This is a genomic window from Kitasatospora sp. NPDC059973, from assembly GCF_042737525.1.
Taxonomy (GTDB): Bacteria; Actinomycetota; Actinomycetes; order Streptomycetales; family Streptomycetaceae; genus Kitasatospora.
Window position 1 is genome coordinate 19,346 of the sequence record NZ_JBHWUI010000048.1, and the last position, 24,902, is coordinate 44,247.

Annotated in this window: 22 protein-coding genes; 6 read left to right on the forward strand and 16 right to left on the reverse strand. The window is 73.9% G+C overall.

Going from position 1 to position 24,902, the window contains the following annotated elements; translation table 11 throughout:
• Positions 1-19: 19 nt before the first annotated feature.
• The 8 genes from ACFWA9_RS15700 to eccD all read right to left on the reverse strand — a co-directional run bounded on the left by ACFWA9_RS15700 (position 20) and on the right by eccD (position 7,329).
• Positions 20-319, reverse strand: coding sequence for a hypothetical protein (locus ACFWA9_RS15700; protein WP_380387475.1), 300 nt, complete (start codon positions 317-319; stop codon positions 20-22).
• On the reverse strand, positions 312-785 hold the full coding sequence (locus tag ACFWA9_RS15705; protein WP_329489376.1) for a YbaB/EbfC family nucleoid-associated protein: 474 nt from the start codon (positions 783-785) through the stop codon (positions 312-314). Before ACFWA9_RS15705 ends, ACFWA9_RS15700 begins: the two co-directional genes overlap by 8 nt.
• Positions 786-859: 74 nt before the next feature.
• A complete protein-coding gene (locus ACFWA9_RS15710; protein WP_380387478.1) occupies positions 860-3,142 on the reverse strand; it encodes a hypothetical protein in 2,283 nt (760 codons plus the stop codon).
• 49 nt (positions 3,143-3,191) lie between these two features.
• On the reverse strand, positions 3,192-3,602 hold the full coding sequence (locus ACFWA9_RS15715) for a hypothetical protein (RefSeq protein WP_380387481.1): 411 nt from the start codon (positions 3,600-3,602) through the stop codon (positions 3,192-3,194).
• The gene (locus ACFWA9_RS15720) at positions 3,602-3,889 is read right to left on the reverse strand and encodes a hypothetical protein (protein ID WP_380387484.1); all 288 of its coding nucleotides are present in this window, start codon (positions 3,887-3,889) and stop codon (positions 3,602-3,604) included. Before ACFWA9_RS15720 ends, ACFWA9_RS15715 begins: the two co-directional genes overlap by 1 nt.
• A gap of 53 nt (positions 3,890-3,942) precedes the next feature.
• Positions 3,943-4,287, reverse strand: a complete 345-nt coding sequence (locus ACFWA9_RS15725; protein ID WP_380387487.1) for a hypothetical protein — start codon at positions 4,285-4,287, stop codon at positions 3,943-3,945.
• Positions 4,288-4,362: 75 nt separating this feature from the next.
• The gene (gene eccB, locus ACFWA9_RS15730; protein WP_380387490.1) at positions 4,363-5,811 is read right to left on the reverse strand and encodes a type VII secretion protein EccB; all 1,449 of its coding nucleotides are present in this window, start codon (positions 5,809-5,811) and stop codon (positions 4,363-4,365) included.
• Between the two features lie 111 nt (positions 5,812-5,922).
• Positions 5,923-7,329, reverse strand: coding sequence for a type VII secretion integral membrane protein EccD (gene eccD, locus ACFWA9_RS15735; RefSeq protein WP_380387493.1), 1,407 nt, complete (start codon positions 7,327-7,329; stop codon positions 5,923-5,925).
• Between the two features lie 364 nt (positions 7,330-7,693).
• Between eccD and eccCa the strand changes: the two genes are divergently transcribed.
• Together eccCa and ACFWA9_RS15745 are read left to right on the forward strand one after the other, a co-directional pair.
• Positions 7,694-11,629 carry a type VII secretion protein EccCa gene (gene eccCa / locus ACFWA9_RS15740; protein ID WP_380387516.1) on the forward strand — a complete coding sequence of 1,312 codons (3,936 nt, stop codon included), beginning with the start codon at positions 7,694-7,696 and terminating at the stop codon, positions 11,627-11,629.
• A complete protein-coding gene (locus tag ACFWA9_RS15745; RefSeq protein ID WP_380387496.1) occupies positions 11,626-14,223 on the forward strand; it encodes a hypothetical protein in 2,598 nt (865 codons plus the stop codon). Before eccCa ends, ACFWA9_RS15745 begins: the two co-directional genes overlap by 4 nt.
• An 82-nt stretch (positions 14,224-14,305) precedes the next feature.
• On the opposite strand, the gene ACFWA9_RS15750 is transcribed toward ACFWA9_RS15745, so the two are convergent.
• Together ACFWA9_RS15750 and mca are read right to left on the reverse strand one after the other, a co-directional pair.
• Complete coding sequence (locus ACFWA9_RS15750; RefSeq protein ID WP_329489368.1) at positions 14,306-14,497, reverse strand: hypothetical protein; 192 nt, start codon at positions 14,495-14,497, stop codon at positions 14,306-14,308.
• A 49-nt stretch (positions 14,498-14,546) separates the two neighbouring features.
• Positions 14,547-15,452 carry a mycothiol conjugate amidase Mca gene (gene mca, locus ACFWA9_RS15755; RefSeq protein ID WP_329489367.1) on the reverse strand — a complete coding sequence of 302 codons (906 nt, stop codon included), beginning with the start codon at positions 15,450-15,452 and terminating at the stop codon, positions 14,547-14,549.
• Positions 15,453-15,723: 271 nt separating this feature from the next.
• Between mca and ACFWA9_RS15760 the strand changes: the two genes are divergently transcribed.
• Entirely contained in the window at positions 15,724-16,137 is a 414-nt protein-coding gene (locus ACFWA9_RS15760; RefSeq protein ID WP_380387499.1) for a DUF4307 domain-containing protein, read from the forward strand.
• Positions 16,138-16,424: 287 nt separating this feature from the next.
• A complete protein-coding gene (gene greA / locus ACFWA9_RS15765) occupies positions 16,425-16,925 on the forward strand; it encodes a transcription elongation factor GreA (RefSeq protein WP_329489364.1) in 501 nt (166 codons plus the stop codon).
• An 86-nt stretch (positions 16,926-17,011) separates the two neighbouring features.
• On the opposite strand, the gene ACFWA9_RS15770 is transcribed toward greA, so the two are convergent.
• The 3 genes from ACFWA9_RS15770 to ilvA all read right to left on the reverse strand — a co-directional run bounded on the left by ACFWA9_RS15770 (position 17,012) and on the right by ilvA (position 20,322).
• Positions 17,012-17,869, reverse strand: a complete 858-nt coding sequence (locus tag ACFWA9_RS15770) for an ABC transporter permease (protein ID WP_329489363.1) — start codon at positions 17,867-17,869, stop codon at positions 17,012-17,014.
• A 1-nt stretch (position 17,870) separates the two neighbouring features.
• A complete protein-coding gene (locus ACFWA9_RS15775) occupies positions 17,871-18,941 on the reverse strand; it encodes an ATP-binding cassette domain-containing protein (RefSeq protein ID WP_380387503.1) in 1,071 nt (356 codons plus the stop codon).
• A gap of 169 nt (positions 18,942-19,110) precedes the next feature.
• Positions 19,111-20,322: a threonine ammonia-lyase gene (gene ilvA, locus ACFWA9_RS15780; RefSeq protein WP_359806131.1), complete on the reverse strand. Its 1,212-nt coding sequence runs from the start codon at positions 20,320-20,322 to the stop codon at positions 19,111-19,113.
• Between the two features lie 122 nt (positions 20,323-20,444).
• Here ilvA and ACFWA9_RS15785 point away from each other — a divergent pair, with 122 nt between their 5' ends.
• Positions 20,445-20,924: a MarR family transcriptional regulator gene (locus tag ACFWA9_RS15785; RefSeq protein ID WP_329489360.1), complete on the forward strand. Its 480-nt coding sequence runs from the start codon at positions 20,445-20,447 to the stop codon at positions 20,922-20,924.
• 6 nt (positions 20,925-20,930) lie between these two features.
• On the opposite strand, the gene ACFWA9_RS15790 is transcribed toward ACFWA9_RS15785, so the two are convergent.
• On the reverse strand, positions 20,931-22,085 hold the full coding sequence (locus tag ACFWA9_RS15790; RefSeq protein WP_329489359.1) for a cystathionine gamma-synthase: 1,155 nt from the start codon (positions 22,083-22,085) through the stop codon (positions 20,931-20,933).
• 143 nt (positions 22,086-22,228) lie between these two features.
• On the opposite strand from ACFWA9_RS15790, the gene msrA reads away from it, so the two are divergent.
• Positions 22,229-22,894, forward strand: coding sequence for a peptide-methionine (S)-S-oxide reductase MsrA (gene msrA, locus ACFWA9_RS15795; protein ID WP_352290033.1), 666 nt, complete (start codon positions 22,229-22,231; stop codon positions 22,892-22,894).
• Positions 22,895-22,911: 17 nt separating this feature from the next.
• On the opposite strand, the gene ACFWA9_RS15800 is transcribed toward msrA, so the two are convergent.
• Together ACFWA9_RS15800 and ACFWA9_RS15805 are read right to left on the reverse strand one after the other, a co-directional pair.
• Positions 22,912-23,403, reverse strand: coding sequence for a DUF1203 domain-containing protein (locus ACFWA9_RS15800; RefSeq protein WP_352289872.1), 492 nt, complete (start codon positions 23,401-23,403; stop codon positions 22,912-22,914).
• 107 nt (positions 23,404-23,510) lie between these two features.
• Positions 23,511-24,797 carry an Ig-like domain-containing protein gene (locus tag ACFWA9_RS15805; protein ID WP_329489357.1) on the reverse strand — a complete coding sequence of 429 codons (1,287 nt, stop codon included), beginning with the start codon at positions 24,795-24,797 and terminating at the stop codon, positions 23,511-23,513.
• Between the last annotated feature and the right edge of the window lie 105 nt (positions 24,798-24,902).

Below are 24,902 nucleotides of genomic sequence, written 5' to 3' on the forward strand. Positions count from 1 at the left end.
AGGCCCTAGCGGAAGCCGTTCACACCATGCCGGCGCCGTGTTCGTCGGTGGCGTCGAAGAGGTCGGCGGTGCCCTGGCCGTGCGCGGACATCGCCTTCAGCTTGTTGCGGATCTGCGAGGTCAGGTTGTACAGGTCGGCGGTGGGCTTGTCGATCTTCTCGTGGTACTGCTTGCCGATCTCGTCGCCGCCGCCGGCCTTGACGTTCTTCTGGTTGATGTCCTCCATCTCCGTGTTGATCTTCTCGACCAGGGCCGCCACGTCGTCGAAGTTGGCGAACGCCGCTTTGAGGCCCTCTTCCTTGCGCAGCGTCTTAGCCATTGAACTCCTCCTGGTTGCGGGAAGGCTTGACCGTCCGGTCGGCGCCGGGGCGCATCGCGGTGAGCGGGGCCAGCAGCGCGTCCAGGTCCAGTCCGCCGCCGATCCCGAACAGGCCCTCCTCGTCGCCGCGCTCACCGGTGAAGTCCATCCGCAGCGTCTCGCCGACACCCTCGAAGCTGCGCATCTCGGCGGTGATCTGGTCACCCATCCGGGCCTTGGCCTCGTTGAGCACGTCCTTCAGCACGGTGCTCAGCTGGGCCGGGGCCATGGACTGGTAGGCGGTGGTGTGGAAGCTCAACGCGAGCAGCTCGCCCTGGGGGCCGACCTTCGCGGTGACCATCCGGTCCTTGCTGGTCGCCGAGGCGGTCATCGCCTGCATCTTGCGCGTCGACTCGGCCAGCCTCTCCTTCTGCTCCTCCAACGAGGCCATGGCCTGGTTCAGTTGGTCCTCGAACGAGTGCGACATGCCTTCTCCGTTTCCTTGTCCGGGGGCGGCGCCCCTCCCGGGACGCCGCCCCTTCCTACTGGTGCGCCGTGCGCTCAGCGGCCGATCACACCGTCGACCGCGCCGGTCTCGGTGCCCCAGACCTCTTCGTCCTCGGCCAGCCAGGTGGTGCGCTGACGGTCCTTCTCGCCCTGGCCCGCGCCCATGCCGCCGCCCATGCCGCCCATCGGCGGCATCATCGGCATTCCGCCGCCGCTGGTGGACACCGACCGGCCGCGCATCGCGGCCTGCTCCTCGGCGGCCATCGCGGCGGCCTTCTGTGTCGCGGCCTTCTCCGCGGCCGCGGCCTCGGCGGCCGCCACGGCTGCCGTCTTGCCGCCCGGAGCCAGCCCGCCGCTGTTCTCGATGGCCTGCGGACTCAGCCCGCCGCCGGAGCTGACCAGCCGGGGCATCGAGCCGCCGCCCGACGAGAGGCCGCCCGACGAGAGGCCGCCCGACGAGAGGCCGGTTCCCCCGGCGCCGCCGAAGAGGCCGGCGTAGGATCCGAGGCCGCCGGAGGCGGAGGTCGAGCTCCCGCCGGAGCCGTAGTCGCCGAAGGAGGAGCCGAGGTCCAGATTCCAGTCGGACCCGGTGGACGGCGGACGGATGCCGCCACCACCACCGGTCCCACCCCCGCTGCTGCCGCTGCCGCTGCCGACCATCGCGTCGATGGCGTGCTGCCGGTCGGTGTAGCGCTGGGAGATGTCGGAGATCGGACGACCGGTCGAGTCGAGCAGCGTGCCGTCACCGGCGATGGATCCGCCCTTGGGCAGCACCACCGGGTTGCCGTCGCGGTCCAGCACCTCCTTGTCGTCGGGCCCGATGACCGTCCCGTCGTCGCGGACCTTCGAGCCCTTGGGCACCTTGGCGTTCTGCCCGTAGATGCCACCGCCGGTGCCCGGCGGAACGTCCGAACCCGGGGGGACGACGACGGGCTTGCCGTCCTTGCCGGTCACCTTCTGGCCGTTGGCGTCGTACACCTGGCCGTCCTTGCCGATGTAGCCGCCCGGGGGCAGCATCACCGGCTTCTTGTCGGCGCCCAGGACGGGCTTGTGGTCCTTGTCGAGGATCGGCGTGCCGGCGCCGTCGCCCCCGAGGCCGGCGCCACCGCCGCCACCGCCACCGCCGCCGGGGCTGATGACCGGGGGCGGCGGCGGAAGGTGGGTGTTGTTGCCGCCGCCCTTGCCGTCGCCGCCGCCACCTCCGCCGGCACCCAGGTCCAACTTGCTGTTGCCGCCACCCCCACCGCCCGCACCGCCGCCCAGGTCGGGGTTTCCCGGGCCGCCCTTGCCGTCACCGCCGGCCCCGTCTCCCGCGCCCGGGCCGGGGGGCGCCTGGGTGGGCAGGTCCAGGGTGGCGTTGACGTACCCGCGGCCGAAGTCCGTGACCAGTTTTTGGTAGGCGGTGTTCAGGGCGTCCGTCGGATCCGCCCCGCCGGCCGCCTGCCGCTTGTCGAGGTACTTGACGACGTTGTCCAGCCACTTCTGCTTCGCCTTCTGCTCCAGCTTGACGTAGAAGGCGTCCTGGGTGGCGTCGCCGAGCGAGGCGGAGGGGATGGACGTCACTTGGCCGTTCTGGTCGAACTCGGGCTTCTTGCCCGTCATCTCCTCTTCCAGCGCCTTGTAGATGGCGTGGGAGGGCCACAGATCCCCGGAGTCCCACCACCCCTTGTGGACGGTAAAGAGGCCCGTGACCGTCTTCGGGATCTGGTCGGCTGCCGCCTCCAGGTCCTGCGGGTGCTTCACCGTGTCGAGCTGGAGGCGGATGGTTTCGATCTCCAGCGCGTACCGCTTGAGCAGCATCTTGAACTCGCCGGCCGCGTCACCCTGCCAGTTGCTGTCCGGGCCGTCGATCAGTTCGGCCCATTTCCTCACCCTCGGGTACCAGGTTTCCAGCCACTTGCCCACGTCCCGCAGACCCTGCGCGGCGTCCCTCAGGCTCCGGGGGTCGACCGTGCCGTTACCGCCGCCGGACGCCAGCGGCCCGAGGATCCCCTCGTGCTGGTGGATGAACTGGGACAGCGGCTTGTCGGTGTCGTTGCCCCAGTCCGTGTAGTTGACCGGGATGCCGATCACGACGTGGTGGTTGACCTTGTTGAAAGTGTAGTTCCACGCCCACCACACATCAGGCCTGGCCTCGCCCGTCTTGGCCATGTCCGTGTGCCCGGTATCGACTGCTGTGCCGTAATAGAAGTTGGCGCCCGACGTGCCCTTCTGGACCGACTCCGGCCTGATCCAGGATTTGCTCCCCGCGGGCAGTTCCGCGATCTTGGTCCTGTCGACGATCTTCTGATCCGCGCCCCCGAAGAACGCGAGCACCTGCTCCCAGGTCCCGGCCATCAGTCCACCCACCTGCCTTGTACGGTCAACTCTTCTGCGGTCAGCGCTTCTACGGTGAGCTGGTCTTGGGCGGGGCGGCGGTCGACACTTTGGTGAGGACCTCCATCATCTCGGCGGCCGTCATGGCCTCCTCGTGGGCCTCTTCCATGATGGTCAGCGTGAGCTGGATCTTCACCTGGGCCTGGCGCATCTGGGCCTTGAGGGTGCCGAGGTCGGTGGCCAGGCCGGTGGCCAGGTTCTTGAAGTCGCGGACGATCGAGTCCGCGAAGAACAGCTTGTTGCCCACCAGCAGCGAGTTGCCCGCGCTGTCCAGCATCCCGGCGTACCGCTGCATCACGTTGTAACCGGGGTTCTGGTTCAGGTCGTCCAGGAGGCCGCCGATCTCCGTGTTCGCGAAGTATTGGAGGTCGTCCTTGTTGACGCTGAGGGTGTGCTCGTAGTTCGGCTCGGGCGTCGCCATCAGCCGATGCCTCCCGCGGCGCGCTTGTCGGCGTCGCGCAGTAGGCCGTGCATGGTGCGCAGGACGTCGGCGCCCTGGATGATGTCGTTGTTCATGGCGCCGTTCTGGGTGGCGAGCGCCTGGTAGAAGGTGTGGGCGGCGGTGGCGAGGTCACCGCTGAGCTGGGCCTCGGCGGCCTTGATGGCGGCCTCGCAGTCGTCCATCGCGCTGTGCATGCCCTGGCCGGCCTGGGTCAGGGCATCGGCGGCCTCGTCGATGTTGGCGTGGTTGAGCAGGATGGCGGCCATGGGGGGTCCTCTCGGTCGGGTCGAGTCGTCGGGGCGGTCTGAGGCGGCTTGGGTCAGCGGGGGTTGAGGCCGTTGCGGACCTCGTCGGAGGCGCCGCCGCCCCAGCCGCTCCCGGTCTCCAAGGCCTCGTCGTGGGCGGTGTTGACCTGCCCGTGGCCGCTGGAGAAGTTGGCGTGGAAGGTCTGGTAGGCGTTCTTGAGCTGCTGGTAGCGGCTCTGCCAGTCCTCGATCTTCTGCTGGTAGGCGGTGCTGCAGGCCGCCTTGAAGTGGTCCTGGACCTCTCGGTTGACGGCCTCGACCTGCGAGGCGGCGCGCATCATCGTGTCGATGTGGGTCTCCAGGGTCGCCAGGACGCTCCGGACAACCGCGTCGTCCGTCTGCAGGTTGGGTGCCACCATCGGGGGTTCCTTCCTTCGGGCCCGGCTTCGGCTGCCGGGCTCACTCGACTCAACGGAACTGCGGGGGGCGGCGGTTCACCGCAGGCAGGTGGGGCCGGCCGGGCTCGGTGCGGCGGCGGCGCCGGTGAGCGCGGCCGGGTCGAGGCTGGGGCCGGTGGGCAGCAGGGTCAGCAGCGCCTCGGGCAGGCCCGGGGGGGCGACCTCGCCGTAGCCGAGCTGTTTGGCGACCTCGGGCGAGGGCAGCGGGTACTTCACCCCGGTGTCGGTGACCAGGTAGAGGGTGGTGCCGGTGCCGGCGGTGGACAGCGCGCGCACCAGGGCGCCGCCGCCGGGGCGCACCGCGATGGTGTCGGCGGTGGCGCAGGCCGCCTCGACGCCGGGCTGGGCGGCGGGGGCGGGGCCCTGGAGGGCGGTGTCGTCGAGGAGGGTGACGGCGGTGGTGGGCGCGGGGTCGCCCGGGCGCAGCTCGGCGCAGACGTCGCGGCCCTGGGGGGCGGTCAGGAGCTCGGGCGGGGTGGTGGGCAGGGCGGTGGTGGGGGTGGCGGCCGTCGCGGGGGGCGCGCTGTGGGCGGCGAGGTCGGCGGGGCGCAGGGCGGCGGGGGTGACGGCGGCGCCCTGGTAGGCGATTTGCTGGGTGCGGGAGTCGTTGCGCAGCAGTTCGAAGGCCATCGTGGTGAGCGGGGTGAGTCCGGCGGAGGTGAGCAGGTAGGGGTCGCCACCGGGGCCGGTGAAGAGTTGTCCGATGCGGGTGGGGCGGGTGGCGAGGTCGGGGCCGGGGGTGCCGCGCTGGTCGATGTCGGGGGCGGCGAGGTCGGGGCCGGCGGGCAGGGCGTTGAGGAAGGCCTGGGGGACGGGCTGGGCGGTGGCGGTGCTCTGGCCGAGGGCCAGGCGGGCGCCGTTGTGGGTGTCCAGGCGCAGGCGGCGGCCGTGCCACAGCAGGTGGGTGGTGCCGTCGGGGGCGGTGACCAGGAGGGCCTGGTTGTCGGTGAGGGCGGTGCCGCGGGTGGTGGGGTCGACGGCGACGGCCAGTTGGGGCCGGCGGGCGCCGGAGGGGCCGGGGCGCAGGGCGGCGCAGGCGAGCCAGGGGGCGGTGGCGAGGCGGTCGGGTGCGGGCAGGCCGTCGGGGGCGCCGAGGATGCCGAGCGGGGTGCCGCGGGGGGTGCCGGCCAGGGAACGGACGCTGACCTGGTCGACGGTGAGCTGCTCGCCGGCGATCAGACGGGCGGTCGTCTCGTTGAGCAGGGGGTGGAGGGTGCCGTCGAGGTAGAGGTAGCGGGCGCCGCTCTCCTTGACCAGGACGAGGGTGCCGGGTTTCTTCCAGCCGGTGGCGCCACCGGGGACGAGGACGCCGTAGACGGCGGCGATCAGGCAGGCGAGGACGGCGATGACGATGCCGGTGACGATGCCGCGGGAGGTGCGCCCGGTGGGGGCGTCGGGGGCGTCGGGTTCGCCGCGGAGCATGCCGGTGGCGAGGCGGCCCATCACGAACAGGTGGGCCTGCACCTGGTCGCGCTTCGACTGCATGGCGTGGTTCTCCTCGGTGGCGGGGCGCGGGTTGCTCGCGTGGGCGGTGGCGGGGCGCGGGTTGCTCGCGTGGGCGGGGGCCGGGCGTGGGGTGTGCCGCCGGTGCGGGTTTCAGCCGGCGATGGCGCGTAGTGCCTGATAGGCGCCGGCGGCGGAGAGGGCGAGCGGGAGCACGGTGATGGCGGCGAGGGTGTGCAGCAGGTCGGCGGCGCGGCCCCAGTAGGGCAGCAGGCGTCGGCCCGGGACGGTCCACGAGACGGCGGCCAGGACGGCGCCGGTGGCGAGCAGGGCGGCGAGCAGGACCAGACGGGCGGACGGGGACTGGCCGACGGCGAGGTGGGCGGTGAGCACGGCGGGGCCCAGGGCGCCGGGGACGAGGACGGCCAGGCGCTGGGGGATGGCGCCGATGCCGCGGGCGTGCAGCAGGAGCAGCAGGGACAGCGCGCAGGCCAGGGCGGTGGGGGCCCAGCCGTCCTGACCGGCGAGGGCGGTCAGGCACCCGGCGAGGACGGGGGCGAGGGCGAGGTGGAAGGCCGTGAGGAAGCCGTCGGCGACGACGCTGCGGGAGCGGACGGAGGCGGCGGGGACGGCCTCGATGCCTTCCTGGAGTTCCTCGGCGTTGCGGGGCAGGGCGGGCAGGCGCAGCCCGGACAGGCGGAAGCAGAGGCCGGGCAGGAAGCCGGCGGTGGCGACCGGGAGGACGGCGAGGACGGCGGCGGTGGCGGGTGCGGTCAGCCCGGTGAGCAGCAGGGCGCCGGTGGCGGTGACGTGCAGGGCGAACAGGACCAGGCCGAGGAAGAGCGGGGCGGAGCAGCCGACGGCGGCCATCGCGAGGACGGCTGCTCCGGCGCCGGCGCAGCCGCCGGCGAGCAGGCGGGCTCCGGTGGCGGAGGGTCCGGTGTCGGTGGTGAGGAGGGCGCCGGCCAGGGCGAGGTAGGGCACGGCGGTGGCGCCGAGGGCGGTGCCGGCGGCGGCGTCGCCGACGGCCCGGGAGGCGCTGAGGGCGCCCAGGAGCAGGAACAGGCCGGTGATGGCGGCCGCGCCGGCGCGCAGCTGCGGCGGGCCGGGCAGGAGGAGGAGGGCGATGCCGCCGGCCAGGGCGGTGACGGCCAGGACGAGGGCGGTGTGGTGGGTGAGCGCCGGGCGCCAGGTGTCGGGGCGTTCGCGCATGCCGGTGGCGACGCCGTCGGCGAGGTCGTCGTAGTGGACCTCGGGCAGGGCGTCGCGGCGTGGGCGCAGGTAGAGGTCCTCGCCGTCGCGCAGGTCGAGGGCGTCGGCGCCGAGTTCCTCGTCCAGGGGCGGGTGGCCGAGGCGTTGGAGGACCCAGCCGTCGTGTTCGAGGCCCTGTTCGTCGAGACCCGGTTCGGCGGGGTCGAGGTCGGCGTGGGCGAGGACGGCGGGCAGCAGGTCGGCCAGGGGGATGTCGGCGGGGACGGCGAGTTCGAACACCGCCCGGGGGGCGTGGAACCTCAGTCGGCACAGTGCGGCGACGGCGGCCCCGTTGGCGCTCCCGTTCACGGTTCTCCCTCGTGGTCCGCGGCCCCGGCCGGGCCGGGGGGCCTGGGAGCGGGGCCGGCTCGGCGGTGGCTGGTCCTCGGAAGAGGGCGCGGCCGCCTGGGGCTGTCCGGGGGTGGCGGGTCGGGCGGCCACTCCCCGCCCGGTGGCACGGATGGCGGGGGGTGGTTGGTTCACCGCGGGCGGGAGCGGGCCGGGCGCGAGCGGGCCGGGCGGGGTGAACCGGGGGCGGGGTGGTGGCCGTGGTCCGGGTGGACGGTGTGCGTCCCGGGCGACGGCGCGCGGTGCGGGCCGTCCCCTGGTGCGAGGAGCGCTTTCGTTGAGTGTGGTGCTGGTCGACCGTCCGCCGCGGCGTCCCGGTCCGGCGATGCCCGACGGCGAGATCCAGTTGCAGGAGCCGCCGGTCCTGCCGGAGTCGCAGAGCGGCATGTCGAGCGTGATCTCGATGGCGCCGATGGCGCTGAGTTCGCTGTCGATGGTGTTCGTGTTCCTGCGCCCGGGTGAGGGCGGCGGGGTGCTCGGCTACGTGGCGATGGGCATGATGGGCCTGTCGGCGGTGGGCATGCTGGTGACGCAGCTGATCCGCGGTTCCAGCGACCGCAAGCGGGAGCTGCGGGCCGAGCGGCGGGACTACCTGCGGTACCTGTCACAGATGCGCAGGCAGGTGCGCGGGCACACCGTGCGTCAGCAGGAGGCGGCGGCCTGGCGGCACCCGGCGCCGGGGGCGGTGGCGTCGCTGATCCGCACCTCGCGGCTGTGGGAGCGGCGCGGCACGCACCCGGACTTCGGTGACGTGCGGGTCGGGGTGGGGCACCAGCGGCTGGCGGTGCGGCTGGCGCCGCTGTCGACCAAGCCGGTGGAGGACCTGGAGCCGTTGTGCGCGCACGCGCTGCGGCGGTTCATCCACGCCTACGGCACGGTCGCGGACCAGCCGATCGCGGTGTACGTGCGCGGGTACGCCCAGGTGCTGCTGCGCGGTGACGACCGGGCGGCGGCGCGGGCACTGGCGCGGGCGATGCTGGCGCAGCTGGCACTGTTCCACGCGCCGGACGAGCTGCGGATCGCGGTGGTGGCGGACGCGGAGCACCGGGAGCAGTGGGAGTGGGCGAAGTGGCTGCCGCACGCGCTGCACCCGGTGGACACCGACGCGCTGGGGCCGGTGCGGCTGGTGGCGGGGTCGGTCGCGGAGCTGGAGCAGGTCATGGGCGAGGAGTTCGCGGCGCGCGGGCCGTGGGAGCCGGAGGCGCAGCCGGGCCGGGACGAGCCGTTCACGGTGATCGTGCTGGACGGTGTGCCGGCCGGTCCCGGCAGCCGGGCGGCGCTGGCGGGGTGGCGCAACGCGGTGCTGCTGGACCTGGGTGAGGCGCTGGAGTGGAAGCCACTGCGGCACCGGCTGCGGCTGCGGATCGAGGAGGGGCGGCTGGCGATGGTCGGCGCGGACCGCAACCACCGTGACGAGGTGACCGAGCTGGGCCGGCCCGACGCGTTGTCGTTGCCGGCGGCGCGGCGGCTGGCCGCGCTGATGGCGCCCTACCGGCTCGGGGACCAGCTGGAGGCCGGGGAGCCGTTGGCGGGTGACTTCGACCTGGCGTCGCTGCTGGGCATCCGGAACCTGCACCGGCACGACGTGGCGCAGAACTGGGCGCGGCGCGGGATCGCCGACCGGTTGCGGGTGCCGCTGGGGATCGCCGCGGACGGCACGCCGGTGGAGCTGGACATCAAGGAGTCGGCGCAGGGCGGCATGGGCCCGCACGGGATGCTGATCGGGGCCACCGGGTCGGGCAAGTCGGAGCTGCTGCGCACGCTGGTGCTGGCGTTGGCCCTGACGCACTCCTCGGAGGTGCTGAACTTCGTGCTGGTCGACTTCAAGGGCGGCGCGACGTTCCTGGGTCTGGACCGGCTGCCGCACACCTCGGCGGTGATCACCAACCTGGCCGACGAGGCGGCGCTGGTGGACCGGATGCGCGACGCGCTGCACGGGGAGCTGGTGCGCCGCCAGGAGCTGCTGCGGGCGGCGGGCAACTACAGTTCCCTGCTGGATTACGAGACCGCGCGGGCGGGCGGGGCCGATCTGGAGCCGCTGCCGACGCTGTTCGTCGTGGTCGATGAGTTCAGTGAACTGCTGGCCGCGCACCGCGACTTCATGGATCTGTTCGTGATGATCGGCCGCCTGGGCCGCTCGCTGGGCGTGCACCTGCTGCTGGCCTCGCAGCGTCTGGACGAGGGCCGGATGCACGCGCTGGAGTCGCACCTGTCGTACCGGGTCGGACTGCGGACGTTCTCGGCGATGGAGAGCCGGGGCGTGCTGGGGGTGCCGGACGCCTACCACCTGCCCTCCCAGCCCGGCAACGGGTTCCTGCGCAGCGACATCGCCACCCTGACCCGGTTCAAGGCCGCGTACGTCTCCGGCCCGTACCGGGCGCCGCGCCCCGCGGCCGCGCGCCAGCAGGCCGCGGCCGGGCAGGTCGCCGTCTACGGCACCGGGTACGTGGCGCCGCGTCAGCCCGTCGCGGTGCCGGAGGAGCCGCAGGTGGAGGAGGCGCAGGACGGTGGCACCCTGCTCGCCATCGCGGCCGACAAGCTGCTGGACGCGGGACCGCCGGCGCACCAGGTGTGGCTGCCGCCGCTGGGGGTGCCGCCCACCCTGGACGAGTTGCTGCCGCCGCTGGCGCCGCACCCGGAGTACGGGCTGACCACCGAGGGCGGTACGGGCCGCGGCACCCTGAGCGTGCCGGTCGGCGTCGTCGACCGGCCCTTCCACCAGGTGCGCGACCTGCTCACCGCCGACCTCTCGGGGGCCGACGGCCACGTGGGGATCGCGGGTGGTCCGCAGAGCGGCAAGTCCACCCTGCTGCGGGCCCTGATGACGGCGCTCGCCCTCACCCACACCCCGCGCGAAGTGCAGTTCTACTGCCTGGACTTCGGCGGCGGCACGCTCTCCGCGCTGCGCGGTCTGCCGCACGTGGGCGGGGTCACCGGTCGGCACGACCCCGAGCGGGTGGTGCGCACGGTCGCGGAGGTCAACGCGATCCTCGCGCGGCGCGAGCTGCGCTTCGCCGAGCTCGGCATCGACTCGGTGGCGGCCTTCCGCCGGATGCTGGCGGCGGGTCAGCTGCCGCAGGAGGCGCACGGCGACGTCTTCCTGGTGATCGACGGCTGGAACACCGTGCGCCAGGAGTTCCCCGACCTCGCGCCGGCGCTGACCCTGATCGCCCAGCGCGGCCTCAACTACGGCATCCACCTGATCGTGGGCACCACCCGCTGGGGCGAGGTCACCGGCGCGCTGCGCGACCTGCTGGGCACCCGGTTCGAGCTGCGGCTCGGTGACCCCGTCGACTCCGCGATCGGCATGCGGGTCGCCGCGACGGTCCCCAAGCTCCCCGGCCGCGGTCTGACCGCCGAGGAACTGCACTTCCTCACCGCGCTGCCCCGGATGGACGGCACCGGCAGCACCGACGACCTCGGCGACGGGGTGGCGGACCTGGTCGACGCCGTGGCGGAGCACTGGACGGGGGCGCGCGCGCCCGAGGTCCGGATGCTGCCGCTGCAGCTGCCCGCCGCCGCGCTGCCCGCCCCCGAGGGCCGACTGCGCGTCCCGCTGGGGCTCCAGGACGTCTCGATGGACACGCTGTGGCACGACTTCGAGGAGACGCCGCACCTGGTGGTGGTCGGTGACAGCGAGTCGGGCAAGACGAACCTCCTGAAACTGGTGGCGGCCGGCATCACCAGCGCCTACCGCCCCGACCAGGCGCGGATCATGCTGGTCGACTACCGCCGGGTGCTGCAGGGCGCGGTACCGCAGGAGTACCGGCTCGGGCACGCGGTCGCCGTGGACGCGCTGCGTCAGATCGTCGACGGCGCGGCGCGGGCGATGGCCAACCGGCTTCCCGGCGTGGACATCCCGCCGGAACGGCTGCGGCTGCGGGACTGGTGGGAGGGCCCGGAGCTGTTCATCCTGGTCGACGACTACGAGCTGGTCGCCGGCTCCCCCGGCGGGATGTCCGCCCACCCGTTCGCACCGCTGCTGGACTACCTGGCGCAGGGTGTCGAGCTGGGCCTGCACCTGATCGTGGCGCGCAGCGCCAACGGCATCGGACGGGCCTCCTCGGACCAGCTCCTGCGCAAACTGGAGGAGGTCAACACCCCGGTGGCGCTGCTGTCCTGCCCGCCGAGCGAGGGCTTCCTGTTCGGCAACACCAAGCCCCGCGCCCTCCCGCCCGGGCGGGCCCTGCACATCACCCGGCGCCGCACGGTGCAGGTGCAGACCGCCGCCGTCGACGAGGACGCAGGGGCGCAGCGGTGAGCGCCGCGCCGGTGCGGCGCTGGCTGACCCGTCACCGCGACGCCCCGGCCCCCGCGGTGCTGCACGAGGCGGGTCCGCACTTCGTCATCGCACCCGGCGCGGCGCACGGGTCCGCGCACGGGGCCGGGGCGGCACCAGCGCTGCCCGCCGAACTCGCCGCCGCGCTCGCCGCACTGCCGTCCGTGGTGGGGACCGTGACGGTGCTGGCGGCGGCCGCCGACGCGCAGCCCGTCCTGCTCGCGAGCCTGGCGGAGCTGGCGCGCACCGCGGCCGTCCGGCGGGCCGGGATCCTGGTCCTGGCGGCCTCCGGCCTGGCCACCGCCCAGCCGGACGGCAGACGGCCCGCCCAGCGGATCGCCGAACTGGCCGCCACCGGCATCGTCGCCCCGGACGGCGTCGTCACCCTGCGGCCCGACGGGACCCTGCTGGCCGACGGGGCCGGCCCGGGATCGCCGGCATCCTGGTGGCTGTTCACTCCGGCCGGCCCGGCCCGCCGGCTCGGGCCGGTGTGGCCGCTGCCGGAGACGGCGGACGTGACGGCCGCCCGGGTGCGGGCGGCAGACCCGGCGGAGCCTCGGACACCGCGGCCCGGGAGCGCCGGGCCGGCCCCTCGGGCGGCGTCCGCCCCCGCCGTACCGGTACCCGGCACACCCGTACCGGCCGCGACGGGCCCGACGGCCCCTCAGGCACTTCCGCCCGCCCCGGCGCCGGTGGCGGGCGACGAGCGCGACCCGCTCGGCGGGGGCCCGCTGGTGACCGAGCTGCCGGGCGGCTACTGGCTCCACGGCGAGTCCGCCCCCGATGTCCGTTCCGGCCCGTTGGACCTCGCCACGGCGGCGCCGGGCACCCTGGTCCTGGTCGTCGGCCACCCTGGCGCGCCCCTGCCCGCGGCCGCCGGGGTCGCCGAACGGCTGGCCCGGGTCCGGCCCGTTCCGGCCGAGCTGCTGGTGAGCGCGCCCTGGGCGGCCACCGCGGCGCTGGTCGCGCTGACCGCCGCCCTCGCGGCCGAGCTGGGCCGCGACGTCCGGGCCGCCGTCGGCCTGCCGATGCGCACCGCGGACGGCTGCTCCGCCCGCGTCCTGGCCGCCGACGGCACGCCCGGCTGGGAGCCGTGGCTGACCGAGCTGACCGCTTCACCCGGGCGGGGCCGCGTGGTCGCCTCCGCCTGGCGCCCCCTGCCCGACGGCACCCCGCCCGACGGCCCCGCGCTCTACCGCGCGCCGGTGGCGGGCTGGCGCCTGGAGGCGGTGCCGGCCGGCCTGTGGCTGCGCCCCGACGACCCGCCGCCGGACCACGGCCCGCGGCTGCTCGACCCCGGGCCGGACCGCCCCCTGCTCATCGTCGGCTCGGCCGGCCGGACGGTGCCGGCGGAGGTGCTCGCCGTCGTGGACGGCCTGCTGACGGCCCTCACCGTCCCGGGCGCGGCGGTACCGGGACTGCTCCTGAACGGCCCCACCCGCGCGCCCGCCCCCTTGACCACACCCGCGACCGAACCCGCCACCGATGCCGGCCTCCCGGCCCTGCCGACGCCGACCGCCACGTCCACCGGCCCCTCCCCCGCACCCGGGCCCGGCCCCGCCGGGCAGGACCCGGACGGCACGGACGCCCCCGGCCCGGAGGCCGGACCGGCGCACGCGCCCGGGGAGACGGGCCCGGAGTCCACCGGCTCCCCCGGGCCGGACACCGAACCCACCGTCATCCTGCCCACCACCACCGACCACGCCGCCGAGCCCACGACCGCACCGGGCGGCGCGGGCGACGGCGACGGCGAGGACACGGCCGAGGTCCCCGCCGTGCCCCGGCTCATCGCGCCGGACGGCGCCTTCAGCTCGGGGCGGCCGTCCACCGCCGCCGAACGGGCCGCCTTCCGGGCCCTGCTCGGCCCGCACTTCCACCGCTACGCCAGCCAGGCCGAGCAGGTCGCCCTGCGGCTGCCGGCGCTGCGGTCACAGCCCCGCGACGACCTGAAGGACGACCTCGCGGCCGTGTACCTGCACCACGCCGACACCGGGATCCCCGCGTCCCGCACCGAGTTGGTGGCCGCGGCGCGCCGGCCCGGCGGACCGGGACCGCTGGAGCTGTACCTGGCGTGCCTGGGTTCCGGGCTGCGCCGGCTGCCCAACCACCGGGGCGCCGTGCTGCTGGGCTCGGACGCGGGCGAGGAGGTGCTGCGCCACTACGTGCTGGGGGCGCTGCTGACCGAGCCCGCTCCGGTCGTCGGCACTCCGGAGGCCGACCTCGCCCCGGGGACGTCGACGGAGTTCCTCGTCTGGTCGGCCACCGGCCGCCGGACGTCCGTGATCGCCGACGACGGCGACCCGGAGGTGGTCTTCCCGCCCGGCTCGCGCTTCCGTGTCCTGGACGTCCTGCCCGGCGGCGAGGACCGCCCGGTCCGGGTGCTGCTGCGCGAGGCGGCCCCCGGCCCTGCCGCGACCGGCCCCACCGCGGACGCGGCGGCCGAGGAGCACGACGCGCAGGCCCGGACCCGGCTGCTGGCGTGGCAGGACCGCCGCGATCTGCTGCCGCCCGCGCGGCTGCGCCCGCCGGCCCGCCCGGAGCGGCTCCGCCTGACGCCGGGAGTCGCCGCCGGGTGAGGCGCGCGGGGCGGCAGTCGCGTCCGCGAGACGGTTCGGATGCCCCCGCCCTCGCGCGTCGCGCGCGTGGAGGGGGCGGCCCTCACTCCTTCGGAGCCTCCGGTTCCTCGACGAAGTCGACGCGCTTGAACTGCTTGTTCATCGACTTGACCAGGAACCAGGTGGCGACGCCGAGGGCGGCGAAGACGACGAAGCCCAGCAGTCCGGGGGTCACCTTGGTCTCGTCGAGGGCGAGCTCGGCGGCGAGGTGGGTGAGGTTCACGGGGGCACTCATATCTCTATGGTGGCCCGGCTCACGGGGAGCCGGGCCATCGGGGGGTGGTTCAGTCGCGCGTGTCGGTGGCCTCGGCGGCCAGGGTGGGGGTGCGCAGGCCGGCGAACAGGTCGTCCTCCGGCAGGTCGACGTCGATCAGGGTCCGGGCCAGCTCGTAGTCCTCGGTCGGCCAGACCTCGCGCTGGACCTCCAGCGGGACGCGGAACCACGGCCCGTCCGGGTCGATCTGGGTGGCGTGCGCGATCAGCGCGCGGTCCCTGGTCTCGAACCAGTCGTCGCAGCGGACCCGGGTGGTGATCTCGCGCTCCTTGCGGCCGCTCTTCTCCCAGCCCTCGATCCACTCGCCGTACGGCGACTCGTGGCCGTGCTCGGTGAGGTACGCGTGCAGCTCGCGGATCCGGCCCATCGGGAAGCCGTGGTTGTAGTAGACCTTCAGCGGCTGCCAGGGCTCACCGGACTCCGGGTAGGCGTCCGGGTCACCGGCGGCGTCGAAGGCCAGCATGGTGATCTTGTGGGTCATGATGTGGTCCGGGTGCGGGTAGCCGCCGTTCTCGTCGTAGGTCGTGATGACCTGCGGCTTGAACTCGCGGATCAGCCGGACCAGCGGCTCGGCCGCCTCCGCGACGTCCTTCAGGGCGAAGCACCCCTCGGGCAGCGGCGGCAGCGGGTCGCCCTCGGGCAGGCCCGAGTCGACGAAGCCCAGCCAGGCCTGCCGGACCCCGAGGATCCGGCGCGCCTCGTCCATCTCCTTGCGCCGGACCTCGTGGATGTTCTCCTCGATCTCCGGCTTGCCCTGCAGCTTCGGATTGAGGACCGACCCGCGTTCCCCCCCGGTGCAGGTGGCCACCAGCACATCCACCCCCTGGTCGACGTACATGGCCATGGTGGCAGCGCCCTTGCTGGACTCGTCGTCCGGGTGGGCGTGCACCGCCATCAGTCGCAACTGCTCAGTCAACGCGTGCGTTCCTTCCACAATGTCTGGGCCTTCCGCGAAGTCCGGTCTGCCCACCGTCCGAGCCGCTCGGTTCGGGCCGCGTCACCGCGGGCCCGCCGCCGGGAGCGCCGCGGCAGGACCTCACCACGCCGCCGGCACGACGCCGACACGGCCGAGCAGCGCCCCCGCCGGACCGGCCGCGGGCGTGCCCCTCCTATAGTGACGGACTGGAGGAGCGTCGCATTCCCCCGGCACCACCGCGGGGGGTACCTCCCGGAGAGGACTGAGCCCGATGAGCGCAGGCACCACCACCCCGCAGCTGCCCGAGGGGCGCTACGGCCGGCGCGGCGACCGCGAGTCCGACCGCCGTCTCAAGGTGGCGGGTGCGGTCTGCGGCGTGCTGGGGCTGGGCCTGGTGGCCTGGCTGGGCAGCTCGTACCTGATCCGCGAGACCACCATCAACGGCAGCGTCCCCTCCTTCCAGGCCGTCTCGGACACCGAGGTGCAGCTGCACCTGGCGGTGCGCAAGAGCGACGGCACGGCGGGCAGCTGCACCGTCCGCTCGCAGGGCGAGAACGGCGCGGTGGTCGGGGTGGCCGACTTCCCCGTGCCGGCCGCCGGCGGCGACTACGACGCCGTGGTCAGCCTGCGGACCACCGCCCGCGGCACCACCGCCGAGCTGCTGGGATGCACGCCGGCGAAGTAGCGGCCGTCGATCGCGACCCGCCCGGGCGCATATTCGATCGGAAGAGCGGGAATCCGTCAGGATGTCCCGCACACCGGTCCTGTACATCTCGGCGCAATGCTGTCGTCAATGACGCGCCGACGACTCTCCCGCTTGTCGGCCGGAGTTGTTAGGCTCGTGGTTTCGCCCCTTCCGCACCGAGAGGTACGGGAGCGGGCGTTGCTTTGTAGTTACGACCGATATCTCCACCGCCACCCTGCTGACGACTCACACCCTCAGCACAGCCCCAGCACCTACGAGGAGCACCCGTGACCCAGACCAGCGAGAACGTGACCTGGCTCACTCAGTCCGGCTATGACCAGCTCAAGGCCGAGCTGGAGCATCTGAGCGGCCCCTGGCGCATCGAGATCGCCCAGAAGATCGAGGCGGCGCGCGAGGAGGGTGACCTCAAGGAGAACGCCGGTTACCACGCGGCCAAGGAGGAGCAGGGCAAGTACGAGCTGCGGATCCGCCAGCTCACCCAGCTCTTGGAGCGCGCCAAGGTCGGCGAGGCCCCCGCGGACTCCGGCGTGGTGGCCCCCGGCATGGTCGTCACGGTCGCCTTCGACGGCGACGAGGACGACACCATGACCTTCCTGCTCGGCTCGCGCGAGATGGCCGGCAGCGACGACCTCGACGTGTACTCCCCGCAGTCGCCGCTGGGCCGCGCCATCGACGGCAAGAAGGTCGGCGACGAGGCGACGTACGAGCTGCCGAACGGCAAGGCCGCCTCGGTCACCGTCACCGACGCCAAGCCGCACAACGGCTGATCCCCCGCACCTGACGCCGAGGGCGGCCGTGGACGAGGTCCACGGCCGCCCTCGCGGCATCCCGGCGGCCGGCCGCCGGGCCGGGCTCAGCCCGAGGCCGAGCGGTACTTGCGCACCGACAGCCAGGAGAAGACGGCGGTGATCAGCACCGACCAGAGCACCGACATCAGCTCCGCGTGCTGCATCGGCCAGGCGCTGTCCACCGGCCCGACCTGGTTGCCGAAGAGGTTGCGGCAGGCCTGCACGGTGGCGCTGAACGGGTTCCAGTAGGCGATCCCCTGCAACCAGCCCGGCATCGAGCTGATCGGCACGAAGGCGTTGGAGATGAAGGTCAGCGGGAAGAGCCAGATCAGCCCGGCCGAGGTGGCCGCCTCGGGACTGCGGACCGAGAGGCCGATCAGCGCGCCGATCCAGGAGAACGCGTAGCCGAGCAGGAGCAGCAGCCCGAACGCGGCGAGCGCCTTCGGCACCCCCTCGTGGATCCGCCAGCCGACCAGCAGCGCCACCACCGCCAGCACCACCAGGGTGAAGGCGGTCTGGCAGAGGTCGGCCAGGGTGCGGCCGACCAGCACCGCCGAGCGGGCCATCGGCAGCGAGCGGAAGCGGTCGACCAGCCCCTTGGTCATGTCCTCCGCGATGCCGGCGGAGGCACCGGCCGTCGCGAAGGTGACCGTCTGGGCGAAGATGCCGGCCATCAGGAACTGGATGTACGAGTCGGAGCTGGCCTGCGTCCCGGGGATCTGGATCGCCCCGCCCATGACGTAGGAGAACAGCAGCACGAACATCACGGGCTGCATCAGTCCGAAGACCACGATCTCGGGGATCCGGGTCATCCGGCGCAGGTTGCGCCGGGCGACCACCCAGGAGTCGTGCAGGGTGGCCGCCGCGCCCCGGCGCTGCTTCGGTACCGCCCCGCCGATGGCGTGCTCGGTGGCAGTGGTCATCTCACCGTTCCTTTCCGGCGGGGACGGCCTGCTGGTCCGGGCCCTGGCCGTCCTCGCCGGCCCGTCCCCCGCCGTGCCCGCCGTGCCCCTTGCCCCGGACCCTGCCGGCGGCGCCGCCCTCCTCGTCCTCGGCCGCCGTGACGTGGCCGGTGAGCGAGAGGAAGACGTCGTCCAGGGTCGGGCGGCGCAGGCCGATGTCGTCGATCTCGATGGAGCGGGCGTCCAGCTCGCGGATGGCGTCGGCGAGCACTCGCGCGCCACCGCTGACCGGCACGGTGATCCGGCGGGTGTTCTTCTCCACCGCCGGATCGCCCTTGGCGTACTCGGACAGCGCCTCGACGGCCTCGGCGACGAGGTCGGCGCGGTGCACCACGACCTCGATCCGCTCGCCGCCGATCTGCGCCTTGAGCTGGTCGGCCGTGCCGCGGGCGATCACCCGGCCGTGGTCGACCACGGCGATGTCGTGGGCGAGGCGGTCCGCCTCCTCCAGGTACTGGGTGGTGAGCAGCAGGGTGGTGCCCTGCTCCACCAGGGTCTCGATGACCTCCCAGAGGGCCAGCCGGTTGCGCGGGTCGAGTCCGGTGGTCGGCTCGTCCAGGAACATCACCGGCGGCCGGACGACCAGCGCGGCGGCCAGGTCGAGCCGGCGCCGCATGCCGCCGGAGTAGGTCTTGGCGGTGCGGTCCCTGGCCTCGGAGAGGTTGAACCACTCCAGCAACTCCAGCGCCCGGGCCTTCGCCGCCCGGCCGGTCATCTGGTACAGCTCGCCGACCATCTGCAGGTTCTCGAACCCGGTGAGGTACTCGTCGACGGCGGCGTACTGGCCGGAGAGGCCGATCAGGCTGCGCACCTGGTTGGGGTGTTTGAGGACCTCGACCCCGGCGACCACCGCACGGCCGGAATCGGGCCGGAGCAGGGTCGTGAGGACGCGCACGGTGGTGGTCTTGCCGGCTCCGTTCGGGCCGAGCAGCCCCAGCACCGTGCCCTCGGGGACGTCGAGGCTGACGCCGTCCAGGGCTCGTACGTCACCGAAGGTCTTCACCAGGTTCTCGGCTTGGATGGCTGGCGCCATGGCCTGCCTCATCTCCTCGGACGACAGGGGCGCTGTCGCTTGGGCGAATTCCAGTGGTCTGTCCCACTCTGCCCCGAATGCGGGCAGGCGGGCGACTCGGTCCTCGCCGGGCGGGCGACTCGGCCGCCGCTCCGAGGGGCCGGAGGCATCCGGCGCCGGGCGCGCGCGCTCAGTGCGAGACGACGTACCCGGCTTCGCGCAGCTCCCCGACCACCACCGCGCAGTGCTCGGGCCCCTTGGTCTCCAGATGGAGGTCCACCTCGACCTCGGTCAGCCCGAGCTGCGGGTCGATCCGCACGTGCGCCACGTCCAGCACGTTCGCGTCCACCCGGGTGAGCACCCCGAGCAGGTCCGCCAGCGCGCCCGGCCGGTCCGCCAGCCGCACCCGCAGCGACAGGTAGCGCCCGGCCGCCGCCAGACCGTGCCGCAGCACCCGCTGCATCAGCTGCGGGTCGATGTTGCCGCCCGAGAGCACCGCCACCACCGGGCCCTCGAAGGACTCCGGCTGCTCCAGCAGGGCCGCCACCGGGCTCGCCCCGGCCGGCTCCACCACCAGCTTCAGCCGCTCCAGGCCGAGCAGCAGGGCCCGCGAGAGGGAGTCCTCGGAGACCGTCCGCACACCGTCCGCCAGAGCGTTGATCACCTCGAACGGGATGTCCCCGGGCCGGCCGACCATGATCCCGTCCGCCATGGTGGCGTAGCGCTCCAGCGTCACCGGCCGGCCCGCCGCCAGCGAGGGCGGGTACGCGGCCGCGGCGGCCGCCTGCACCCCGATCACCCGCACGTCCGGGCGGATCGGCTTCACCGCCGCCGCGATCCCGGCCAGCAGCCCGCCGCCGCCCACCCCGACCAGGATGGTGCGCACCTCCGGGCACTGCTCCAGGATCTCCAGGCCGACGGTGGCCTGCCCGGTGACCACGTCCCAGTGGTCGAAGGGGTGGATGAAGACCGCGCCGGTCGCCTCCGAGTAGCGCTGCGCGGCCCGCAGCGCCTCGTCCACCGTGGCACCGGACAGCCGGACCTCGGCGCCGTACTCGCGGGTCGCCGCGACCTTGGGCAGCGGCGCGGCCACCGGCATGAAGACCGTCGAGCGGACCCCGAGCAGCGCGGCCGCCAGCGCCACGCCCTGGGCGTGGTTCCCGGCGCTCGCCGCGACCACCCCGCCGGCCCGCTGCACCGGCGAGAGCCCCGCGATCCGCACGTACGCCCCGCGCAGCTTGAACGAACCGGTGCGCTGGAGGTTCTCGCACTTCAGGTGGACCGGCGCGCCGATCAGCGCGGACAGGTGCCGGCTGCCCTCCATCGGTGTCACCCGGGCGACCCCGGCGAGCATCTTCTGGGCGCCGCGGACATCGTCGATGGTGATCGGCCAGCTGTGCATGGCGCCAGCCTACGGCGGGCGGGAGTGCCAACCCGGGATGTCGGCACTGTTCCCGGGCCCGCCCGGCCCGCGTACGCTGCTGGTCCTGAGCCTCCCTCACCGCACGACGATCGTGAGCCGCGATGACGACGACCTCGCCCCAGGCCACCGACCGCACCGACCCCCTGCACGCCCAACTCCAGTACCAGCTGGCGGTGTTCGCCCGGCGCATGGAACAGGTCCGCAGCTCCGACGGGGTGGGCGTCCTGGACCGGGCCGCCTATCTGCTGCTCGACCGGCTGGAGCGGCACGGACCCGCCAACGTCAAGGCGCTGGCCGACGCCCTGGGCGTCGACTCCTCCACCGTCACCCGGCAGGTCGCCCCGCTGGTCGCGGCCGGGCTGGTCGGCCGGGTCCAGGACCCGGCCGACCGCCGGGCCGTACGGCTCGCCCTCTCCCCGATCGGTGCCCGCCGGCTGGCCGAAGTCCGTGCCGGGCGGGCCGAGTTGGCCCGCCGGCTGGTGGCCGACTGGCCGCCCGAGGAACAGCGCGCGTTCTGCGCCCTGCTGGCCCGCTTCAACCACTCCATGGAGTCGTACACGGCGGGCCGGCAGGGCGGCTAGGCACCGTCAGCCGAGGGCCTGCTGGAGGTCGGCCAGCAGGTCGTCGATCGACTCGATGCCGACCGAGACGCGTACCAGGTCGGCGGGCACCTCCAGGGCCGAACCGGCCACCGAGGCGTGGGTCATCCGGCCCGGGTGCTCGATCAGCGACTCGACGCCGCCCAGCGACTCGCCGAGGGTGAAGAGCTGCGTGCGGTTGCAGACCTCGACCGCCGCCTCCTCGCCGCCGTTGACGCGGAACGAGACCATGCCGCCGAACGCCTTCATCTGCTTGGCGGCGATGTCGTGGCCGGGGTGCTCGGGCAGGCCCGGGTAGAGCACCTGGCTCACCTTGGGGTGGCCCGCCAGCAGCTCGGCGACCTTCTCCGCGTTCGAGCTGTGCCGGTCCATCCGGACGCCGAGCGTCTTGATGCCGCGCAGCACCAGCCAGGCGTCGAACGGGCCGGAGACGGCGCCCATCGCGTTCTGGTGGTAGGCGACCTCCTCGCCGAGGCCGGCCTCGGCCAGCACCAGCGCACCGCCCACGACGTCCGAGTGGCCGCCCATGTACTTGGTGGTGGAGTGCACGACGGCGTCCGCGCCGAGCGCGATCGGCTGCTGCAGGTACGGGCTGGCGAAGGTGTTGTCGACCACCAGCAGCGCGCCGGCGCCGTGCGCGACCTCGGCCAGCGCGGTCAGGTCGGTGATGCCCAGCAGCGGGTTGGACGGGGTCTCCACCCAGACCGCGCGGGTGTTGGGGCGCAGCGCCTCGCGGACGGTCGCCAGGTCCTGGAAGTTCGCGACGGAGAACTCGACGCCCCAGCGGGTCAGGACCTTGGCGAAGAGCCGGAAGGTGCCGCCGTAGGCGTCGTTGGGGATCACGATGTGGTCGCCCGGCTTGAGGATGGTGCGCAGCAGGGTGTCCTCGGCGGCCAGGCCGGAGGCGAAGGCCAGGCCGCGGGAGCCGCCCTCCAGTGCCGCGAGGCACTCCTCCAGCGCGGTCCGGGTCGGGTTGGCGCTACGGCTGTACTCGTAGCCGCCCCGGAGGCCGCCCACCCCGTCCTGCTTGTAGGTGGACACCTGGTAGATCGGCGTGACGACGGCCCCGGTCTGGGGGTCTGCTTCCTGACCCGCGTGGATGGCGAGGGTCTCGAAGCCCTGGGGAAGCTGGTGCTCGGTCATGACAACGAGCGTAGTGGGCGAATGCCGGTGCGCCTCCCGGAAGGGTCGCCGCCGTCCGGAAAGCGCCGGGGCTGCCCGGAATCCGGCGGCGGCCGTGAGCGTTGAAAGCTGCACAACGGTTCCCGACCCAGCTGGAGCAGGCCGTGCTGTTCAACCGCGACAAGACCTCGCTCGTCCCCGCCGACCAGGCGCTGCCCGGCCGGGAGACGCCGGGCTTCACCCTGCGCGAGCCGCACACCGTGCTCGGCACCCCGCTCACCGGCCCGTACCCGGCCGGGCTGGAGGTGGCCGACTTCGGGCTGGGCTGCTTCTGGGGCGCCGAGCGCACGTTCTGGCGACTGCCCGGCGTCTGGACGACCCTGGTCGGCTACCAGGGCGGGCACACCCCCAACCCCACGTACGAGGAGGTGTGCAGCGGCCGGACGGGGCACACCGAGGCGGTCCGGGTGGTCTTCGACCCGGCGGTCGTCTCGTACGAGCGGCTGCTGAAGACCTTCTGGGAGGCGCACGACCCGACCCAGGGCAACCGGCAGGGCAATGACGTCGGCACCCAGTACCGGTCCGCCGTCTACACCCACTCCCCGGCCCAGGCCGCGACGGTGGCCGCGAGCCGCGAGGCGTTCCAGCCGGCGCTGACGGCGATCGGCCTGGGGCCGATCACCACCGAGATCGCCCCGGCGGGCCCGTTCTACCCGGCCGAGCCGTACCACCAGCAGTACCTGTCCGACGCCAAGAACCCGAACGGCTACTGCGGCCTCGGCGGCACCGGCGCCAGCTGCCCGATCGGCGTGGCCCGCACCGGCGACTGACCCGCCGGCGCCGGGCCTCAGGCCCGGCGGACTTCGTGCTGGAAGCAGCCGAACTCCACGGCGCGGACGTGCACCACGGCCACCTCCGGGTCGGCGAGCAGCTCCGCGGCGGCCGCCTCGGCGGTGTCGGGGGTGACGGGCACCCCGCCCAGGATGTGGCCGTGCCGGTCGTAGGCCCGCAGCACCCGCGCGCCCAGGTGGTACCCGGCCGGCCAGGCCGGGCCCGCTCCGGCGCAGGCGTGGTCGTGCAGGAAGACCGGGCCGACCTCGTCGTACGGGCCCGGGTCGGCGCCGGTCTCGGCGGCCCAGCGGCGCAGCGGCGCGTAGCCGACCAGCGCGATCCGGTCGCCGGGCAGCGCCCGGGTGAGGCAGCAGCGCAGCGGGGCCCCGCCGGTCCGGTCCACCGACCGGACCGGCGGGCGCCCCGCGTCGTCGCGTTCCAGCAGGGCGCGGTGGACGGCCGGCTCGATCGGGCGGACGGCCGGGACGGGTGCGGTGGGATCGCTCATGCCGCCCAGCCTGCCGCCCGGACCGCCCGGTGTCCGGCGGGTTTCGGCCGTCGCGTTCGACGGGCCCGGACCGCCCCGCCGGCGCCCGCGGCGGCCCGCCCGGGGCCTCAGACCGCGCTGCCGGCCTTCCAGGCGGCCCAGCCCAGGTTCCAGCCGTTCAGGCCGTTGGAGGGCTCGACGGTCTTGTCGCCGGAGTTCACGACCTCGACGACGTCGCCGATCATCGAGCTCTTGTAGAACTTGTAGCCGTCCAGGCCCTGGTCCTGGCCGCCCTTGGCGTCCTTCAGGCCGACGCAGCCGTGGCTGGTGTTCTGGCTGCCGAAGATCGACGCCGGGGACCAGTAGTTCCCGTGGATGAAGGTGCCGGAGGTGGTCAGGCGCTGGGCGTGCGGCACGTCGGCGATGTCGTACTCGCTGCCGAGGCCGACGGTCTGCGAGTTCATCCGGGTCTGCTGGTACTGCTCCGAGATGACCATCTTGCCGCCCCAGGTGCGGTACTCCGGCGAGCCGCCGGAGATCGGGTAGACGGCGCTGACCTGGCCGTCGGTGGTGACGGTGAGCTTCTTGGCGGCGAGGTCGGCGACGCTGGTCTGCGCGCGGCCGATGGTGAAGCGGACGTCCTTGGACTGGGTGCCGTAGACGCCCTTGGCGGCCTGGACGTCCTTGAGCCGGAGCTGCACGGTGACCTTGGTGCCCTTGGCCCAGTACTCCTGCGGCCGGAAGTCCAGGCGGGTGCTGGAGAACCAGTGCCCGACGATCTCGACGCCGGGCTCGGCTGTCACGGTGATCGCCTGCTGGACGGCCTTGCGGTCGGTCACCGGCTTGCTGAAGTTGATCGAGACCGGCATGCCGACGCCGACGACCGAGCCGTCCTCGGGGGTGAAGTAGCCGACGAAGGTGTTGGCCGGGGTCGCCGTGGTGAAGACGGCGTTGGCGTCCGCCTCCAGCTTGTCCTTGTCGGTGGCCGAGGCGGTGACGGTGTACTTGGTCCCGCTGGCGGGCGCGGCGGCGGACGTCCAGCCGGTGCCGTCCGAGGAGAGCTCCCCGGCCAGCGCCTTGCCGGTCGAGTCGGTGACCTTGACCGAGCCGAGGGTGCCGCCCGTGACGGTGACCCGGACCGGCTCGCTGAAGCTGGCGGCGGTGGAGCCGTCGGCGGGGGTGACGGTGATGACGGCCACCGAGGTCTTCGGCGCGCTGCTCGCGCTCGCGGGGCCGCTGCCCGTGGCGCCGCCGCCCGAGGATCCGCTGCCCGGGCCGGCGGCGCTCCCGCCGTCGCCCTTGCTGTCGTTGCACGCCGCCAGCAGCAGGACCGGCGCGCCGATCAGACCCGCCAGCACACCGCGCCGGCTCCAGTTCCCGCCGGCCGCCCGACCCTGCCCGTCCCGTGCCGTCACGTCGCCTTCTCCCTGCTGATCATCCCGGGCATTACGGATAGAGAAACGCAATCCGCCCTTTCACGGTTCCATCACCGACGAGTGGCGATCGTATGAGACTACTCA